Origin of the sequence: Chroococcidiopsis sp. CCNUC1 (assembly GCF_023546805.1) — a bacterium.
GTDB lineage: Bacteria > Cyanobacteriota > Cyanobacteriia > Cyanobacteriales > Chroococcidiopsidaceae > Chroococcidiopsis > Chroococcidiopsis thermalis.
On sequence record NZ_CP097480.1, the window covers coordinates 818,773 to 836,149 of the forward strand.

15 protein-coding genes are annotated in these 17,377 nt (G+C 44.3%); all 15 read right to left on the bottom strand.

Annotation, left to right across the window (positions count from 1 at the left end; translation table 11 throughout):
• Positions 1–137 precede the first annotated feature (137 nt).
• A complete protein-coding gene (locus M5J74_RS03810) occupies positions 138–1,775 on the bottom strand; it encodes a class I adenylate-forming enzyme family protein (protein WP_106166127.1) in 1,638 nt (545 codons plus the stop codon).
• 101 nt (positions 1,776–1,876) lie between these two features.
• Complete coding sequence (gene hutH, locus M5J74_RS03815; protein WP_106166126.1) at positions 1,877–3,565, bottom strand: histidine ammonia-lyase; 1,689 nt, start codon at positions 3,563–3,565, stop codon at positions 1,877–1,879.
• A 506-nt stretch (positions 3,566–4,071) separates the two neighbouring features.
• The gene (locus tag M5J74_RS03820; protein WP_106166118.1) at positions 4,072–4,260 is read right to left on the bottom strand and encodes a hypothetical protein; all 189 of its coding nucleotides are present in this window, start codon (positions 4,258–4,260) and stop codon (positions 4,072–4,074) included.
• A 99-nt stretch (positions 4,261–4,359) separates the two neighbouring features.
• A complete protein-coding gene (locus M5J74_RS03825; protein ID WP_250015431.1) occupies positions 4,360–5,109 on the bottom strand; it encodes an alpha/beta hydrolase in 750 nt (249 codons plus the stop codon).
• 467 nt (positions 5,110–5,576) lie between these two features.
• Positions 5,577–6,419, bottom strand: coding sequence for a polysaccharide lyase (locus M5J74_RS03830; protein WP_250015433.1), 843 nt, complete (start codon positions 6,417–6,419; stop codon positions 5,577–5,579).
• 120 nt (positions 6,420–6,539) lie between these two features.
• The gene (locus tag M5J74_RS03835; protein WP_250015435.1) at positions 6,540–7,775 is read right to left on the bottom strand and encodes an alpha-2,8-polysialyltransferase family protein; all 1,236 of its coding nucleotides are present in this window, start codon (positions 7,773–7,775) and stop codon (positions 6,540–6,542) included.
• A gap of 23 nt (positions 7,776–7,798) precedes the next feature.
• The gene (locus M5J74_RS03840; RefSeq protein ID WP_250015437.1) at positions 7,799–8,365 is read right to left on the bottom strand and encodes an HAD family hydrolase; all 567 of its coding nucleotides are present in this window, start codon (positions 8,363–8,365) and stop codon (positions 7,799–7,801) included.
• A gap of 1 nt (position 8,366) precedes the next feature.
• Complete coding sequence (kdsA, locus tag M5J74_RS03845) at positions 8,367–9,203, bottom strand: 3-deoxy-8-phosphooctulonate synthase (protein ID WP_106166113.1); 837 nt, start codon at positions 9,201–9,203, stop codon at positions 8,367–8,369.
• A 95-nt stretch (positions 9,204–9,298) separates the two neighbouring features.
• Positions 9,299–10,699, bottom strand: a complete 1,401-nt coding sequence (locus M5J74_RS03850) for a nucleotide sugar dehydrogenase (RefSeq protein WP_015152816.1) — start codon at positions 10,697–10,699, stop codon at positions 9,299–9,301.
• A gap of 71 nt (positions 10,700–10,770) precedes the next feature.
• A complete protein-coding gene (gene kdsB, locus M5J74_RS03855) occupies positions 10,771–11,538 on the bottom strand; it encodes a 3-deoxy-manno-octulosonate cytidylyltransferase (protein ID WP_106166112.1) in 768 nt (255 codons plus the stop codon).
• Between the two features lie 114 nt (positions 11,539–11,652).
• Entirely contained in the window at positions 11,653–12,648 is a 996-nt protein-coding gene (locus M5J74_RS03860; protein WP_106166111.1) for an SIS domain-containing protein, read from the bottom strand.
• 166 nt (positions 12,649–12,814) lie between these two features.
• Positions 12,815–14,107: a glycosyltransferase gene (locus tag M5J74_RS03865; RefSeq protein ID WP_250015439.1), complete on the bottom strand. Its 1,293-nt coding sequence runs from the start codon at positions 14,105–14,107 to the stop codon at positions 12,815–12,817.
• 31 nt (positions 14,108–14,138) lie between these two features.
• Positions 14,139–15,005, bottom strand: coding sequence for a 2OG-Fe(II) oxygenase (locus M5J74_RS03870; protein ID WP_250015441.1), 867 nt, complete (start codon positions 15,003–15,005; stop codon positions 14,139–14,141).
• An 86-nt stretch (positions 15,006–15,091) separates the two neighbouring features.
• Positions 15,092–16,207, bottom strand: a complete 1,116-nt coding sequence (locus M5J74_RS03875; protein ID WP_250015442.1) for a DUF563 domain-containing protein — start codon at positions 16,205–16,207, stop codon at positions 15,092–15,094.
• A 139-nt stretch (positions 16,208–16,346) separates the two neighbouring features.
• A complete protein-coding gene (locus tag M5J74_RS03880) occupies positions 16,347–17,321 on the bottom strand; it encodes a glycosyltransferase family 2 protein (RefSeq protein ID WP_015152822.1) in 975 nt (324 codons plus the stop codon).
• Positions 17,322–17,377: the final 56 nt, after the last annotated feature.

Here is a 17,377-nt window from a genome sequence, read left to right on the forward strand (position 1 = left end):
AGAATTGTGGAAACTGCTTAGCTTCACGTCGAGGGAATGCGATTGCGGCAAAAGAGATCCCCCTAGCCCCACTTAATCAGGAAAGAACAAAGCCCCCTTTTTAAGGGGGTTGGGGGGATCTTCTGCGACGTAGACGCTTAATTTCGACGTTTGAAAATATTACCCAACGATTTGAGTACGCCACCGCTTGTATCGTTACTAGGCACTGATGTTGTAGCGACTAAAGGAATTGGTTTAGCGATCGCCGGGACAGCAGCACCGCCTTTTTTCAGCGCGGCTTCGTTGGCTGCTTCATCGCGCAAAACTCGCTTCAACACTTTGCCTGTGGGGTTTTTGGGAATGGAATCGACAAATTTAATCGTCTTTGGCATCTTGTAAGCTGCCATTCTCTCGGCGCAGAAGGCAATCATCTGTTTTTCGGTGACGTTACAATCCGGTTTCAGAATGATGTTAGCTTTGACGATTTCACTTTTTTCTAAATCGGGAACGCCATAAACAGCAACTTCAGCAACGGCGGGATGTTCGTAGATCGCGTTTTCGACTTCAGTGGGATATACTTTAAACCCAGCCACGTTGATCATGTCCTTAGAGCGATCGACGATGTAAAAGAAGCCGTCTTCGTCCATGCGTCCGATATCGCCAGTGTAAAACCAACCATTTTTGATCGTTTCGGCGGTTTCAAACGGACGATTCCAATAACCGAGCATGACGTTTGGTCCCCGAATTGCGATCTCGCCTACCTCCCCTGGCTCGACTTCTTTGCCATTGTTGACGACTTTCATTTCCACATTTTCGATCGCCGTCCCAACTGACCCAGGTTTGTAGATATAGTCGTGGTTGTAGCTGGCGCAGGGAGATGTTTCGGTTAAACCGTAGCCTTGATGAATGACCAACCCGTACTTGTCGTACCACTTCTGAGCAACTTCCGTTGGGAGGGGTGCGGCGGCGGAAAAGTAAAACCGTACGGACTTGAGTTGGTCTTTAGGCAGATCCATATTCAGCAGCACCAGGAAAACTGTCGGCACGCCGAAAAACATGGTTATTTGTTCGTCAGTGACAGATTTCAGGATTTGCGTCAAATCGAAATTGCGATGTAATACCAGCGTGGCACAAGCATTGAGTCCGGCATTCAGGACAGCATTTTGCCCGAAACAATGGAATAGGGGCAGATAAAGTAATATTCGATCGTCAGCCTGCATTCCACAACAATGTTGCTGCGAGTAGCTGTTGGAAATTAAATTGCCATGAGACAGGGTAGCTCCCTTCGGAAACCCTGTTGTCCCAGAAGTATAGACGATCGCCGCCGGAGCGTAGCGATCCATTTCCACCCCACGAGCGCTGGGTGAAGCATTCGCCATCAGTTCGGCGAGGCTAGTTCCTTCACTAGCCGTACCTTCAGCAATCAGAACGTGTTTGAGCTGCGGTAAGTCTTGTTGGGGAACATTTTTCACCAGATCCGCTGTCGTCACCACAGCCTTAGCACCGCAGTCGTCGAGGATAAACTTGACTTCACTGCTTTTGAGCATGGCATTGAGCGAAACGGCGATCGCGCCCAGTTTCAAAATGCCCAAATAGGAGATGATAAATTCGGGAATATTGGGCAAAAACAAGGCAATGCGATCGCTGCGGTGAACTCCTAAATCTCGCAATCCGTTGGCAACGCGATTAGCTAGCCGATCTAACTCAGCATAAGTAAAAGTCGTGCCCTCAAAAATCAATGCAGGTTTATCGGGAAATAAATGACAACCGCGTTCTATATGCTGTGTGATGTTCATGGCATTGGCATACTTATAGGGCTGTTGCATGAGATCCCCAACCCCCTTAAAAAGGGGGGCTAGGGGGATCTCTTCTGTCGTAGTCAAACAGAAAATTGGTCTTACTTCAAACTAGACAAAACATTTTGCATTGCTGCCACAATCCGACCGCCAGCTGCAATATCAGCGGCAATGCGAGCAATATGATCGTCTAGCGGTTGCTCGTTATCGTTGCGGATGTAGGGACGATCTGCTGAAGGTGGAACGCCAACGACCTCACGCACGGCTAGATATAACGCTCTAGTTGTAGGTGAAACGCACTCGCTTGCGTCGTAATGTTCTGCGATTAATTTTGTCCGCAAGTCTACAGCTTGGACTCCAAACATCAGCGCCACTGCCATATATTGCTGGAAGATCTCGATCGATCGCCGTGCTAAATTGGCGGAAGCAAATCCTTGACTGTTGATATTTTGGTTGAATTGTTCGGCGTGGGTGGGGTAGCGATCGGCGATCGAATTGCCATAGAACGATAGTATGGGCATGATCGAGTTGCCCGTGATTTGCAGTGCCTTCAATCCCATATTGACGCTGCGCTCTCTGTTACCAACTAAAGACGGTGACAGTCCGTGGTTAAATTCTGGAGCGACCAAAAGCGCAATTTGGACATCAAGATGCTTGGCTAACATCCCCATGTGGTAGCGCAGGCGATCCATTCCCATGCCTACGTACTGTCCGAGGAAGTTGCCACCGTGGTAGCTAGCTTGTTGCTCGGCATCGATCAGGGGATTATCAGTCACCGAGTTCATTTCTTGCTCGATTTGAGTCGTAATCTCCGCCAAACCATCGACGATAGGACCCATATACTGGGGCAAGCAACGCAGGGAATAACGGTCTTGGATCGGATCTCCACCGCGATAGTCATGCGTACCATTTAACTCATCGCGGATTAACAGCGAACCCACCAACAGATCGAGCATTTGACTAGCTGCCCACTTTTGCCCAGGATGCGGTTTGCGATCGTGGATAAACGGGTGGAACGATTGATTCGTGCCATGTAAGCCTTGAATCGCAAGTGCGTGTGCCCCCATTGACAGTGCGAGGAGAACTCTTGCGTCGTAAACGCAATTTGCGGCAATCCCCGTCATTACCGAAGTCCCGTTCATCATCGCCAGCCCTTCTTTAGGTAGGAGTGGCAATGGTTGCAGTCCCAGTCGATTTAGAGCCGTGGGAGCATCGACTTCTTCCCCGTTGAAGTCAACTTTATAACAGGTATCGAGTCCAGTAATTGCCCCTGTAATGTATGCCAAAGGCGTGAGGTCGCCACTTGCCCCAATCGAGCCAAATTCATGTACGTGTGGCGTGACATTGGCATTCAGGAAAGTTTCCACGCGCCGGATCAGTTCGAGCCGAATCGCTGACGCACCGTACATATGGGAATTAGCCCGCAAGAGCATCGCCGCCCGCACATCGGGTTTCGACAACTTTTGTCCCGCGCCTGCCTTGTGATACCAAATCAAGTTATTTTGTAACAGTTGAGCGGATTCAGGCGAGATTACGACGTTCGCCATCCCACCAAAACCAGATGTCACGCCGTAAATTGGCGCTCCCGATGCCACAGCCTCAGCAATGTAGTCGCACGATGCCTGAACGCCTTGCAAGACATCTTCGCGATCGCTCAAGCGCACCTTTGCGCTATGCCGTGCCACGCTCACGACATCATCTATGGTCAGGCTATTGTCACCGACAACGACAGTCTTGTTTGACTCGTTAACCAGAAGTGTCTTGTTTGTTTGTAAATCGGCTACGTTCATGTAGAAGTTCTCTGTAGAGGACAAAATCAAGTCGTCAGTCGCAAGCTGTAATTCGCAATTAAATTCAAGTGCGTTCGGCTGATTTAACCAATCGCGCTGTCTCCGTTTAAACCAATACGCTTCAGATAAGACGATCCCCCCTAGCCCCCTAACAACGGGGGAATTGTAGCCCTCCGAAGATCGGGGATTGGGGGGATCTTCACTTGTGCGAAATTTAGATATGCAAAAAAGGCGCGAAATGTCGCGCCTTCACACAACTAATATTGAGGATTGTTCGAGTCGTGTTGAGAATGTATCTATAATTTGACCGAGCTGCTCATTTCCAAAAAGTAACAATACTTCTAACTCACTAGGACTGTTAAACTGCACTCTTGGTGTCGTTTCTAACAACCCACAATGCTATGCACTGGGATAAGTAAACTAGTAAGTTGTATATGTTACTTATAACGAAAAGTACTGCGATTGTCAAACAATTATTCCTGAAACAGACTCACTGGGAAGATCGTTCATGCGGTTGGATGCTCGATCGGTTGTGACAATATATATTTTTCGGGATCGTTCGGAGATGAATCGATCGCGGTAGCACCCGTAGTATTGTTCAAGGAAAATATACCGTGAGTGTAGTCCCACACTAGAGCGATCGCAAAGATCGTAATTATTAATAAAAATCCCACTAGCAGTAAAATCAACAACATTATTACGCCCTTTCAGCAAAAATTATGCAACTGAATATACGCAAACAGATCGTCACCATAGATACTGTATTGTTTTTTACGATCGAACTTAGTAAAGACTTAATAAAGATGTCGATGAAAAAAGTTTTCCAACTGCGCCAGTAGCAAAGGAGAATCAAATTTTTTCCCGTGTCCGCCGCCTTTCACAATTTCTAATGACACCTCCACTCCCGCCTGCTGTAGCGCCTCAAGCAATAATTGACTTTGATTGAGCGGCACTATAAAGTCGTCATCTGCATGGAAAATCGCGAAGGGAGGAGCATCTTGATTAATATAAGCGATCGGGTTTGCCCGCATTGCTTTTTCCTGATTTTCTGCCACAGTTCCGCCAATCAACAATGCTTCGGGAGCATCAGCTGCGCTATGGGAGATCTGTCGAGGAAAGTCATTTATGCGGGTGAAATCCGTAGGAGCAAACCAGTCGCACACAGCTTGGACGCGACTAGAAAAGTTCTCCCAGCCCCCCTCGCCTTCCAATTCTTCAACGCCGCCAGTTGTCCCCAAAAGCGCCGCTAAATGACCACCAGCAGATTGACCCCAAACCCCAATGCGATCGCGATTTAGATGCAACTCTTTCGCATGAGCACGCAAGAAACGCACCGCACATTTACAATCTTCAATTTGGGCTGGGAAGATAGCTTCATGACTCAAGCGATACTCAATGCTAGCGCATAAATAGCCTTGGCGGGCAAAAGGAAGTAACAGTTCGATTCCTTGCTCTTTATTTCCTTCCAACCATGCTCCACCATGTATCCATATCAGAGCAGGCATGGGCATTTCAGGTAAGATTTTAGAGTGAAGAATGTCCATTTTTAGCGGGCGTTGTCTACCCCGAGTAAACACGATGTCCCGCCGATGAATCAAGTCATGAGGAATTTTAGTTTTCTTGAGTTTGTGGTGAAAAAGAGCGAATTTGGGGAGTCGTACGGGCAGGTTTCTACAGGATATCCCTGAAACAACCCAGAATTGTGCGGATAAACCCGCCCGTACGGGAGTTGGAAGTCGGAAATTGCTTATTAAGTTAGCTTTTAGATAATTCATCATTAGTAGGGTAGGTAATGTCCACCTTACGCTTATTAACTATGTTTCCGGTGGGGCATTACCCATGTTTAATACTTCAATTTCAACGCTTAAATTTCACTGAATATATATTTTCAACTTTGCCGAGTCAAACAATAGTAGTTTGAATAATATTAATTCATCAAATTGGTAGATGCAGCCCGTAAAAGTGAGCCATCTCAATCATAGTCTTTATGCGCTACTGAGTCATCTTCTACTCAATCGCGCGGAGCAATATCTTTGTATCTAGCGTTAGCATCTCCAACCCTAACTTCATCAAAATAAAGTTCTCTTTCGCTCACGATCGATTTGTCTGGCTGGTTTTTCCAATCACCCTTATATATTCCAATTTTGAGATATGGTCCCCTCGCATCATTATAGTTATTCGGTCCATTTCTACTCACAACTAATTTGCCATCTTGCCAAACCTTCAATCGACCATTTGATCCACTAGACCACTTCACATGAAACACGAAGTCTGTCCACTTTCCAGTTTGGTAAAGACCTAAATCTACTACCTCTTTACCTTCTGGAACTACTGTAACTCGTTTTGAGTCCCATTTCCTGTTTAAAATGAATTTACCATCTTTTGTACTGAGAGAAAGAGCTGGAGATTTCCATTTTTCTCCTAAGTTCTTATCTGGTAGATCGTGCCATTGAGCGATGATTTCACTAGATGGGTCTTGATGATAGTTAGTAGGCAAGAAAACACTAAAACCGTACCATATTTCTGAATCTGGCGGAACTTCTCCCAGCCTCAATTCCGCACGCTTCACACCATCAATACGAGTGTCTTCTTTTTTCAAAAGAAACTTAATAGCCTGTTTTCCGGCGCGTACGGGAGAGTTCACAAGCTGAGCTGAGTATTCGTAGCGAAATTCTGCTCCCCACTCAGAAAATCCTGATTCAAAATCACTCAGAAAAACTAGAGTATCGCTGTTGACTTTGCTACTGAAAGGAATTAACCAAACTGATATGAAGACTAAAAGTAACGTAGTGGCTAAACTTAAAGTTATAAAATCTAACCACTTTCGATATTGTTTGTACTTATTTTGAGACATTCTCTAACCTCTAAATGATTGCAAGTGAAATGACTCCACTTTTTCAATGGATTAGTAGAAATGCTGAGGTGATTTGACATAATTCCTCTCCCTGATTTGTAATCGTAGGTTCAAATGCGATTAGACGAGAACGGAATTTAAGTTTCTAATTTCCTGAATTGTAGATAGTAGATCGGCTTCGTGTTGGCTTCTACTTTCTACATGGTCGGGATAAAAGAATTGTTGTACTATATCGCTACCGAAGCCCAGAGTACAACGGGTATCTAAAACAAATTCCAGCGTTAAACAAGCAGAGCTAAACGTAAAAACTCTAGGATTTTGCAGATTTTTCAAGTCTGTGTTTAAGAAAACTTCCATGAAAATTAATTCAAATGGAAGATAAAACAAAAAGTCTTCAGCTAGCAGAATTACATTTGCATAAAGAGCGCTAAGATTAGACTTTAATTGCAGTAACTTCTCTCTAGAATTTCTAGGGTGTGGTTTAATTAAGAGAACTTCATCGGGACGAATTCCTCTAGTGACCAAAAACTCTCGATAGGCAGCAATTTCATTTTCTGGCGATATTCTACCCGACTCAGAGAAATTACTCGTGAGTAAAATTGACGTGGGAGCAGTTTGGATGCGATCGCGTAGGTTTTCGATATAACTAATATCGATAAACTCAGATAGCTTGGCGCTTAACTTTTGAAAAGTCTCTCGGTAAACATCTCTGTCAAGAATAATCGTTGGAATTGCCGGTTCTTGTCCAAAAGCAAATGGCAGCGAGAAATAACCAATGTCTAGCTTTTGTTCGCTCAGCGATCGCTTGCGAGGGAGAAATTCTCTGAGTTTGTCCTTTGACGACTTATAGATAAAGTCTAGATAATTACGCGAATCTCTCAATAAATTAGCTTTAGGGAAAGCCGATTGTGCCGTGTAAACTCCAATGCCGTTACCGTAGCAAATCTTTTCGGCATCTTGATAGAGATTCATCACCAACTGGTCTTCAAAATCGTATTCATGCGCTAGAAAAATCTCATCAAAATGCTGACTCCCGGTTAATGCATGAACCAAGTCAGTCACTTTAGATAAACCAGACTGCTTCACTTTTTGGGAAATTGCTTGTTTTTGCTCCAAGGGCATATAAGCAACTTTTTCCCAAGTGCAAATCGACCGAGCCATTTGTTCAATCAAAGCAGCAAATTCCTCACTTTGTCCTTGGGGAGCAAATAAAGGAGTAATTAGCAGGTAGTTTTCGTACTGCAAATTCTGGTCTTGTCGCGTCTTTTCTCGATAATTCATGACTGACAAAACCGTGACGAGTTGAATGCTACCAAAACAAACGACAAGCCGCTTAATTGTTTTTGATGTTGACATACTTGATTTCTATGCGAGTGAATTTATTTCACCGTTTGGAGGGCAACAATAAGATCGCAGATCTCGCGAACTGCACCTTGTCCTCCTGGTAATTTAGTGATGTAAAGAGCGCAGTCTTGATTGGCACGCATGGCATCAGCTACCGTTAAAGGACAGCCAACAACGTGCATGACTTCTAGATCGTTAATGTCATCACCAACATATGCCACCTGAGACAAAGATATGTCTAAGTTTTGACACAGATGAATTAGAGTCGGTAATTTATCTTTAATCCCCAGATAAGCGCGATCAATTCCTAAATCTTTGGCGCGATGAAGAGTGGATGAAAAAGACTTAGCTGTAATAATGGCAACTTCTACGCCAGAGTGCATTAATCGTTTTAATCCTTGACCATCCTTGATGTTAAATCGCTGTTGAACCTCACCGCTTTCGGAGTAGTAAAGACCTCCATCTGTGAGGACACCATCAACATCAAGAACTAGTAATTTGACTTGCGACAAGCGTGCATCTCTCTCAGAAATATTGTGCGAATCTCCTTGAAAGCTGCTGGGCGATCGCACTTCGGGTTCAAATTCAAAAATGGTTGTCATGTTAAACAAGAGCGGGAGTTACTTCTAAACAGTTACGGACGTTGATAATTTGTCTCAACACGGTTTCCAATTGAGCCAGAGGAATCATATTTGGACCATCACTTGGTGCATTGTCTGGGTCTTCGTGAATTTCCATAAATAAGGCATCAATTCCAATCGCAGCAGCGGCTCTTGCCAGGTAAGGTACGAATTGGCGCTGTCCGCCAGATTTATCACCTTGACCCCCCGGCATTTGAACGCTGTGGGTAGCATCAAAGACTACGGGATAACCCAGCGATCGCATTTGTGGTAAAGACCGAAAATCTACTACCAAAGTGTTGTAGCCGAAACTCGTACCGCGCTCGGTTAAAAGAATCCGCTTAGTTCCAGCTGCTTCTAACTTGCGCACGACTTGCCTCATATCCCAAGGCGCAAGGAACTGACCCTTTTTGACATTGACAACTTTGCCTGTTGCTGCTGCTGCCAAAAGCAGATCGGTTTGCCGACACAAGAAAGCAGGAATTTGTAAAACATCAACCACTTCTGCTACAGTCACCGCTTGGTGGCTTTCGTGAATATCGGTGAGGACTGGGACTCCGACTTCCTCTTTTACCCGTTGGAGAATTTTGAGTCCAGATTCTATCGGTTGTCCGCGAAAAGAATTAATTGACGTGCGATTGGCTTTATCAAAGGAAGACTTGAAGATAAAAGAAACACCCAAGCGATCGCACACTTTAGCAATTTCCTCTGCCATTTTCAGCGTAAAGTCCCCCGATTCAATCACGCAGGGACCACCAATTAAGGTGAGGGGACAGCCATCACCAATAGAGAGAGTTTTGGAAATTTGGGTTTGAATCATTGTGGTTACTGATGGATGAGGTACACGATCTGTAGGGGCGCACATTTTTGTAGGGGCGCACAGCTGTGCGCCCCTACGATTGTTTCAAAAACCTACTACCTAGCAACGGGCGCAACGTCTTTGTTGTTAGCGCGATCGCTGCCCGCAAATGGCAAGATTTTCTTAGCAGGCTGTTTCTTCTGCCAAGAAATCCCTTCATAGTTAGCCAAGCCTGTAACGGCAGACTCGTTGCTCAACCGCACCAAGTCGAGAACGGCAACGTGACTCTTGAGTCCTTGTATGTTGGTGAATTCCGGTCGTTTTTGAGTAATGACTAGAGTTTGGCATTCATTTAATACGCTATCGATATCCGTGCGCAAAATCCGATCGATTTGCGGTAGCTGGCGTTGCAGGTATTCTAAGTTGCTGCCCAATAGCACCTCTAGATTTACGTCTGGATCGTAGACCGATATTTCTAAGCCATCTTGCCACAACTGACGGATGAGGCTGATAACGGGACTTTCGCGCAGATCGTCCGTACCTGCTTTAAAACTCAAACCCAAGATACCGACGTGCTTAGCACCAGTTTCGTGAATTTTGATCCGCGCTGCTTCAACTTGCAACGTGTTGCTGGGCAGTACTGAGTCTAGAATCGGGATTTCAACCCCCAACTGCCGAGCGTTGAAAATGAGAGAGCGCAAGTCTTTTGGTAAACAAGAGCCACCAAAAGCAAATCCAGGCTTGAGATAGGCAGGGGAGATGTTGAGCTTAGTATCGGCACAAACGAGCTGCATCAGGACGTGACTATCTATTCCCAGGCGATCGCAAATCCGACCAATTTCATTACTAAACCCGATCTTGAGGGCGTGAAATGTATTGTTAACTACCTTCAACAATTCCGCTTCCTCCAATGCCACGCGATGTAAAGGAGCCTGGATATTGCTATAGAGTTGAGCGATCGCATCACCCGAGCGTTTGTCTAATTCCCCAATTACGGTATAAGGAGGCGCGTGAAAATCTGTGACTGCTTCCGTCTCGCGCAGAAATTCTGGATTGACTACCAAACCAAAGTCCTCGCCAGCAGAACGCAGCGAATGCTGTTCTAGCAATGGTAGGAGAAAATCGCGGGTTACGCCAGGAAAAACCGTACTGCGGAGAACGACAACGTGATAGCGTTGTGAATGCTTCAACCCGCTACCGATCTGTTGGGCAACTCCTTTTATATAGTTGAGCATTGGACTACCATCCGCCATGCTAGGCGTACCAACGCAGATGAGAGAAGCATCAGCCTCAGCAACGTATTGTTCGCCATCCGTTACAGCCCGTAACCGTCCTTGAGCAATTCCTTGCTGAATTAACTCATCTAAATCGGGTTCTTTCAACGGACTGCGCCCGCTATTAAAAACTTTTACCTTTTCTGGGTTGAGTTCTACACCTATAACATCATGTCCGGCTTGCGCCAAGCAAGCAGCAACAACTGTACCGACGTAACCTAAACCCCAAACGATAACGCGCATTGTTATTTTCCTATTAAGTGAGTAGGGAGCAGGGAGCAGGGAGCAGGGCAGGGAGGAGTGTGTTTTGACTTTTAACTTTTGACTTTTAACTTTTGACTTTCGACTTCTTTCATGGTGCTTTGAGCAATTAAGGCTTGCGCCTGTAGCAGATCGCTCGGCGTGTTGATTTCCAACACGGCTTTTTGAGTTTGACAAACGACGATCGCGTAGCCGTGTTCGAGTACGCGCAACTGTTCTAATCCTTCGCAGTGTTCTAATGGTGTCGGGGTCAACTGAGCGTATTTGGCAAGAAAATTGCGGCTAAAAGCGTAGAGTCCGAGGTGGTGAAATACTGGTGCAGAACCCGCATTGCGATAGTAAGGGATGGGGGAGCGGGAGAAATAAAGCGCCCGATCGCGGCGATCGCACAAGACTTTTACGGCGTTGGGGTCGTTGTAGCTCTCTTCATGCAGCGGACAGGCTAGGGTCGTCATATCGGGTGACTCTCCTTGCAAGTAGGGAGTCACAAGCTGCGTCAGCATATCTGCGGTGACAAAAGGTTGATCGCCTTGAACGTTGGCGATCGCCGTCATTTCAGGATATCGTTCTGCGACTTCTGCGACTCGATCCGTACCTGTTTGATGGTCGCTGCGGGTCATTTCTACCACCCCACCAAACCGACGCACGCAGTCAGCGATCGCCGTGCTATCTGTCGCCACCACAACTTGACTGAAAGCCGGACAACGTTTAGCCGCTTCATAAACCCATTGCACCATCGGGCGATCGTCAATTCTGACGAGTGGTTTGCCAGGAAAGCGTTGCGAGTTGTAGCGCGCTGGAATTACAGCCAAAATATTCATAATTTTCAGTTATCAATATTGGGGAACAGGGGAGACAATTCAATTCGCAATTCACAATTGAGACAAGAGGGACAACACAACTACCAATTACCAATTACCAACTACCACTCCCAATCAAATGCCGCTGCGAACTATATCGTGTACCCGAATTAAACCGATGCAACGTTGTTCCTCAACTACGGGCAAGATAGAAATTTGGGAAGGGCGATTTTCCATTAATTCCAAGGCATGGTAGGCAAGTATATCGGGGGCGATCGCAATTGGATTTGCTGTGGCGATCGTTCCTGCTGTCAGCGTTTCCAACTCTTGATGTTTGACTTTTTGTAGCAATCGTCGCAAATCGCCATCTGTAATAATTCCGACTAAACAACCCAGATCGTCTACGACATTGACAGCACCCAACCCACCTTCGCTAATTGCACTCAAGACTTCAATCCAAGCGGCTTCAGGTGAAACAACGGGATTGTGCGCGCCAGCGTGCATTAAATCTCTTACCCTGAGAGTCAAGCGTTTGCCCAATCGTCCCGCAGGATGGTTAAATGCAAACGCTTCTGGGGTTAAACCTTTGACGTGCATCAGGGCGATCGCCAGCGCGTCTCCAATTGCCAAGGCGACAGTTGTACTACTTGTGGGGACTAAATTAAACGGACAAGCCTCGCGATCGACTGCTGCATTGAGACTTACATCAGCATTGTAAGCAAGCGTGGAACGCAGTCTGCCGACGATCGCAATAATTGGGATCTGCCGACATTTAAGATAGGGCAACATGGCAACCAATTCATCGGTTTCGCCACTGTTACTCAAGATCACAGCAACGTCACCTCCAGCCACAATTCCAATATCACCATGCAAGGCATCAGATGGGTGCAGAAAAACCGCTGATGTCCCCGTACTGGTTAGAGTTGCAGCAATTTTCTGGGCGATAATTCCTGACTTGCCAACACCCACCAAGACAACCTTACCGTGACAATCAGCCAACAGCTCAACTGCTCGTTCTATACCTTCTGGCTGTAACTGATTTGCTGTTTTGATAATTGCATCTGCTTCTTGTTTGAGCAGTTCGACAACTTGTAAAACATAAGTTTTAGGCTCTGGCTCTATGCATTGCATATTTTCAATACCTCGATCGGATGAGTGGCTAGTGGCTAGTGGCTGGTGGCTAGTGGAACCAGTGGAAAGTAGTAAATAGGGTGTGGGAAGTGTGGGAAGTGTGGGGTGTGGGAGGACACAAGGGAGAATTTTCCAGAGCGCTCTCCCTTGTCCCCCTTGTCTTTCCCTACTCCCTGCTCCCAGCTCGTCCCTGCTCCCTGCTCCCTGTTAACTGATTTAATGCTTCGCTCAGAATTTGCCGTCCTTCATTTCGCCATGCTGTATAGGTAGTTAATCCTGCATTCGCTGCTTGTCGGCGTGTGTTTGTATCTTGTAAAGCTCTAAAGGCTGAGACAAATTCCTGCGTGCTGTGGCAGGCATAGTAAGCTCCTGGTGTTGGTGGTACGCCGCGAAAAGTCTGGGGTAAACCAATTACAGGCAAGCCAGAAGCCATTGCTTCTAAAACTTTGATTTTGCATCCCCAACCAATTTCCACTGGCAAACAAGCAATATCAATGTTGTCGCGCATGAAAGCTGACAAATCGTCAACAAAATCGTGAATGACGATCGCGTTTGAGGCATACTGGCTTAAATGCTCGGCACAACCCTTGCCGACAAAGTGAAAGCGAAATTGACCGGGCATGGCTTGCTCGACTGCCGGAATGACTCGTTGTAGCAGCTGTCTCACTCCCGATAGATGGGTTGGACTGACGTAATTGCTGCTAATGTATACAACATCGAGCGGTGACTTGTTATCTTTTACCGGAATGCGTTCTCGTTCTAAAAAAGGGACGACCCAATCTTTACGCACAGTCCCACCGTAGAGGCGCGACATAAACTGCATGTCGCTGTAAGCATTGAAAAAGATCCGGTCGGAAATTCGATGCATTTGGCGCTCGGAAGCAAAGGATTGGGTTGTTTGTTGTAAGAGTTTTTTGCTCCACTTAACGGTTTGTTTAAAAGTGTTTTGGTTCCACCCAGTTTTCCAAGGTCGAGAGGCGATCGCTGTTTCTATGTTATGCGCTAGTTCAAAATCGTGCGGTCGAAACCAGAGATGCGCTCCTTTTAAGTCGAGTTGAGAGACTAGCGGTACGAGATCGGAATAATTACACCAAACAACCTGGGGTTTGCAATCGTCAATCAGCGTTTGTAACTTGTGCAGATTTTGTGCTGTATGCGGATCTTTCGCTACAGAATAACGAAAACTGCGTTCAAATAGGTGAAATTCTATATCTATTGGTAAGTCAATTCCAGGTTCACCATCGGCTTTAAAAATTCTCTGTCCGGGCCAATTGTATGCAGCAACAACGACTCGCCAGCCAGTTTGTTTGAAGAACAGAATTAATCCCCAAATATGAACTCTAGTACCGTTGGTTGGAGGGTATGGGAGAGGACAAATGACTAAAATAGTATTTGTCGCAGGCGTGGTAATAGTATTTGTGATGTCAGGGGCGAGCTTTTCGGTTTCGCTATAGATCATGTGCTGAATAAAACCTCTTTATATGAGTCGCTTACTTGGCTGCCAGAGCTACTTTTTTGATGGCGTTTTCTAGTTTTCTGATGTATTTCGTTTTGAACGAAGGTAATTCTTGATATTGCTTAGGATTGAATAAAGGCTGTTTGACTTCGCCAACTAAATTCACAAAATATCGAGGCGACTCTGTTAGCGATCGCACGCTGACACCATGTAACGAATAAACTGAGTTCAGGAATAATATAAGAACGTTGCGATCGTACTTAATTGTTTTTACATGCTTGATATAAGAATCTTCAATTGCACTGCTTCTAAATCCGTAAGGCTTGCCGTTCTTAAATTTATAAATTTCCAGATTGCCTCCTGTCGATGTATCTTGCGGATCGCGCAGATAGAATAGTCCGGCGAATAGTTTATCTGGTAAATCTATGTGCGCGCCTCTGACTGCATTTGGTTTAGTAATAACGGGTGTATTTATACAAATCAGTGCGTCGAGTAACACATCTACACTTTCAAACGTGTCAACTTTTCGCAATCCAGACTTTAGCGTTGCAAACGAGCCATATTTTTGCTCAAAGTCAGGATACATTTTGAGAATATAGTCTTTAAAGATAGTCAGAAACTCTTGAAAGAATGTATCGGATGTATGTAAAGCAATAAACTCTTTCCAGAAAGGAGTAATTCGCTCGTCATTTAAACTTTCTTGTGCTAAATAATGCAATCTTTTATTGCTAGACAAATCTGTTCCTTTGTTGTCTTCTCCTTGCCTTAAAATTTCAATATCAGCCCATTCTGATTTCAGCTTTGAGTAGACTTCTTCATCCAAAGCATCTTTAATGACAATATGAGGAAATGGTTCTGAAAAGATATCGGTTGGCTTAATTTTAGATAAAAGCGATTTCATTGCTTGACTCCTCTTAAAACTTGCGACTACAACAATTTAGAGCTAAAAATAAATAGCTCTGTTTCCAATGTCTACCGATTACAAGATTAGGTTGGACACATTTCTTGGCTAGCTATCATTCTTGCAATCTCTGATACGTTAACCACAAAATTGCTGTTTTTGGATGTTGCCTGACCGCACCAGTATTCATAATTATGATTCAGAGATTTTGCTAAGAAGTAAAAATGCGGCAAAATCTCCTGTGTAGGAAATATTTCTAAGACATTAACTCCTTCGGCAAAAATAATATTAGCAAGTCCAGCACCATGCGAACCTATAACGTATTCGCTATCACTAAAAAGATCGATTTGATCTTCAATTGATATCTGTTCAAGTAGGTATTTCTTGAATCCGTACTTACTCAACATATCAAATAGTTCATCTTCATTCAAAATATGTCGTCCCTTTTTTGAAGCTTTTCTAGAGATGAAAATACGATTGATTTTCTTTCGCGGTCGTTGTGGCGTTACTTTCTCTGTGAAAAATCTTAAATAATCAGAGGGTAAGTATCCTGCATGACGACGAGTTAAAAAAGAAGGAAAGATTAGATTTTCGATCGCATAATTTTTATCTGGACTTACCTTGGTAAGTTTGACATTGTTGGGTAGTATTTTTGAGAGCAAAAACTCTTCCGATCTAGAAATTTTTGTTGAAGCCAGCAATTTAATTTCTTCTATGTCTTTATATTGCGGTCGATCGAGCAAGAAAATTCGCGGAATGTTATCGATTAGCTGGTGATAATAACCATTGGCAAACGAACGAAAAATAGCACAAACGCCCGCAATTTTTTCTGTTTTATTGAAATAAGTATTTTCTGCAATATCGTATTTATTTTGCTCGATAGTGGTGTTTATGGAATCCGAGATAACTTTGCGCGTTTTTGTCAGCAAAATATCAAATTTTGTACAGTAAATTACGTCATGTAAAGTAGTCGTGTATATATCTGGAAGAGAATAATTTGCTGCTTGCAAATGCTTAATCTCGCGGAAAAAATTCATTTGTTGAGTTTCTGGTATATAAATATTTTGACCAGAACATGATAAATTTTCTCTTTGAGAATTCTTATAATGCTCCTCAAGTTTGACCTCATGCACCAATAAATTGGTCAGATATTTTCTTGCTGTTAAATTAGATTTGTGAGAAATTTTTTCTAGAATTCTCATTTTTTGTAGCCCATCCCGTTTTGAGTATGTCTAACTTCACGAAAGTGATTTAAGACCCTTACCGTGAGGGTTGCACGCCTGAAACTTAAAGCAAGACGTTATGATTTAATAGATGACCAATCGCTAATGACAGTTATAATCAACTTGATGGAATTTCAGCTTGGTGTTGTTGTACTAACATCTGGCGATGTTTAGAAAAATAAATAGACCAGACAGATGCCTTAATTAATTCTTTAACTAATTGCTCCCAGTTCTTGTTTTTTCCTAACCAAGTCCCGAGAACTAAATAGCAACGAATTCGTTCGGATAGACTGAGAGGTACATCTTTAATAGCACTTAAATAATCTAAGAAAACACTCCATCTAGGAAAGACAGGTTTTTCTCCTTTGGTATCAGGGTTAAATAACCGCATACGTAGGTAGGGACTATTCATCTCCTTACTAGAAGAACGCTGAGAATGTTCTCTGTTAAAGAACAAATATTCAGGAACTTCATAATATTTACCTAATAAAGTCATGCGAGCCAGAAAAGGCTTATCCCCACCAGAGTAATCGCCTAAAAGAGGAGTTGTTGCAGCAACACTATGACGCATGACTCCAAAAAGTTGCTGACCGCGATAACGTCGAGAAAAAGAGTCAATTATCAAATTCCGAAAGCGAATATGAGCGTGTGGTGAATTAGTGAGTAGGGGGTTTTCATCGTAGTTTTGCTCCAAAATCGTGCCATGCTCGTTAATTAATTTAGTCTTGGTGTAGCACAATACGACATCTGGATTTCGATCTAAAACTTCAACGCATTTTTCAATCCCTTGTGGAGCGCAAATATCATCGTGGGTAGCCCATCTAAAATATTCGCCTGTCGCTAATTGAAAGGCGCGTCTGTAATTTCGATGAACGCCAATATTGCGATCGTTCCGATAGTATTTGATCCGCCGATCTTTTGCTGCGTATGCTTGACAGATTTCCTGAGTGCGATCGCTGGAGGCATTGTCTGAAATAATCAGCTCAAAATCTGTATAGGTTTGAGCCAAAATTGCATCTATTGCTTCTATGATATACTGCTCGGCATTATACACGGGCATACCAATGCTGAGGCGCGGTTGCTGGTGATTCATCTGTCAGAATTGTTTAGGGGTTACGGACTGGAAGTTTTAGATCTCGATCCCCCTAA

What these genes read in the sequence shown, in the direction of transcription:
- M5J74_RS03825 (WP_250015431.1), bottom strand. Translation starts at nt 5,109, where the DNA reads ATGGACATTCTTCACTCTAAAATCTTACCTGAAATGCCCATGCCTGCT.
- M5J74_RS03850 (WP_015152816.1), bottom strand. Translation starts at nt 10,699, where the DNA reads ATGCGCGTTATCGTTTGGGGTTTAGGTTACGTCGGTACAGTTGTTGCT.
- M5J74_RS03865 (WP_250015439.1), bottom strand. Translation starts at nt 14,107, where the DNA reads ATGATCTATAGCGAAACCGAAAAGCTCGCCCCTGACATCACAAATACT.
- kdsB (WP_106166112.1), bottom strand. Translation starts at nt 11,538, where the DNA reads ATGAATATTTTGGCTGTAATTCCAGCGCGCTACAACTCGCAACGCTTT.
- M5J74_RS03870 (WP_250015441.1), bottom strand. Translation starts at nt 15,005, where the DNA reads ATGAAATCGCTTTTATCTAAAATTAAGCCAACCGATATCTTTTCAGAA.
- kdsA (WP_106166113.1), bottom strand. Translation starts at nt 9,203, where the DNA reads ATGATTCAAACCCAAATTTCCAAAACTCTCTCTATTGGTGATGGCTGT.
- M5J74_RS03830 (WP_250015433.1), bottom strand. Translation starts at nt 6,419, where the DNA reads ATGTCTCAAAATAAGTACAAACAATATCGAAAGTGGTTAGATTTTATA.
- M5J74_RS03835 (WP_250015435.1), bottom strand. Translation starts at nt 7,775, where the DNA reads ATGTCAACATCAAAAACAATTAAGCGGCTTGTCGTTTGTTTTGGTAGC.
- M5J74_RS03840 (WP_250015437.1), bottom strand. Translation starts at nt 8,365, where the DNA reads ATGACAACCATTTTTGAATTTGAACCCGAAGTGCGATCGCCCAGCAGC.
- M5J74_RS03810 (WP_106166127.1), bottom strand. Translation starts at nt 1,775, where the DNA reads ATGAACATCACACAGCATATAGAACGCGGTTGTCATTTATTTCCCGAT.
- hutH (WP_106166126.1), bottom strand. Translation starts at nt 3,565, where the DNA reads ATGAACGTAGCCGATTTACAAACAAACAAGACACTTCTGGTTAACGAG.
- M5J74_RS03820 (WP_106166118.1), bottom strand. Translation starts at nt 4,260, where the DNA reads ATGTTGTTGATTTTACTGCTAGTGGGATTTTTATTAATAATTACGATC.
- M5J74_RS03875 (WP_250015442.1), bottom strand. Translation starts at nt 16,207, where the DNA reads ATGAGAATTCTAGAAAAAATTTCTCACAAATCTAATTTAACAGCAAGA.
- M5J74_RS03860 (WP_106166111.1), bottom strand. Translation starts at nt 12,648, where the DNA reads ATGCAATGCATAGAGCCAGAGCCTAAAACTTATGTTTTACAAGTTGTC.
- M5J74_RS03880 (WP_015152822.1), bottom strand. Translation starts at nt 17,321, where the DNA reads ATGAATCACCAGCAACCGCGCCTCAGCATTGGTATGCCCGTGTATAAT.